The organism is Thalassotalea sp. 1_MG-2023 (genome assembly GCF_030546745.1).
Taxonomy (GTDB): Bacteria; Pseudomonadota; Gammaproteobacteria; order Enterobacterales; family Alteromonadaceae; genus Thalassotalea_C.
Genome location: NZ_JAUOPD010000066.1, coordinates 1 through 778 on the forward strand (window position 1 = coordinate 1; position 778 = coordinate 778).

Genomic DNA, 778 nt, shown 5'->3' on the forward strand with positions numbered 1-778 from the left:
ATCGGGCTTGGGGACACTGTCTGGTGGGTAGTTTGACTGGGGCGGTCTCCTCCCAAAGAGTAACGGAGGAGCACGAAGGTTGGCTAAGTACGGTCGGACATCGTACGGTTAGTGCAATGGCATAAGCCAGCTTAACTGCGAGACAGACACGTCGAGCAGGTGCGAAAGCAGGTCATAGTGATCCGGTGGTTCTGTATGGAAGGGCCATCGCTCAACGGATAAAAGGTACTCCGGGGATAACAGGCTGATACCGCCCAAGAGTTCATATCGACGGCGGTGTTTGGCACCTCGATGTCGGCTCATCACATCCTGGGGCTGAAGTCGGTCCCAAGGGTATGGCTGTTCGCCATTTAAAGTGGTACGCGAGCTGGGTTTAGAACGTCGTGAGACAGTTCGGTCCCTATCTGCCGTGGGCGTTTGAGAATTGAAGAGGGCTGCTCCTAGTACGAGAGGACCGGAGTGGACGAACCTCTGGTGTTCGGGTTGTCATGCCAATGGCATTGCCCGGTAGCTACGTTCGGAACTGATAACCGCTGAAAGCATCTAAGCGGGAAACAGGCTTTGAGATGAGTTCTCACTGGAGATTTAATCTCCCTAAAGGGTCGTTGGAGACTACAACGTTGATAGGTCAGGTGTGTAAGGGTTGTGAGGCCTTGAGCTAACTGATACTAATTGCCCGTGAGGCTTAACCATACAACACCTAAATGTTTTAGGTATGTTTGATAGAAAGTCACGTACTGTGCCTTGAATTAGAATAACGATAGATATCAGAATTCCA

Annotated in this window: 1 rRNA gene; it reads left to right on the plus strand. The window is 51.0% G+C overall.

The annotated features are described in order from the left end of the window. Positions 1 to 693, plus strand: a 23S ribosomal RNA gene (locus tag Q4489_RS18220); the annotation flags it as partial. Between the last annotated feature and the right edge of the window lie 85 nt (positions 694 to 778).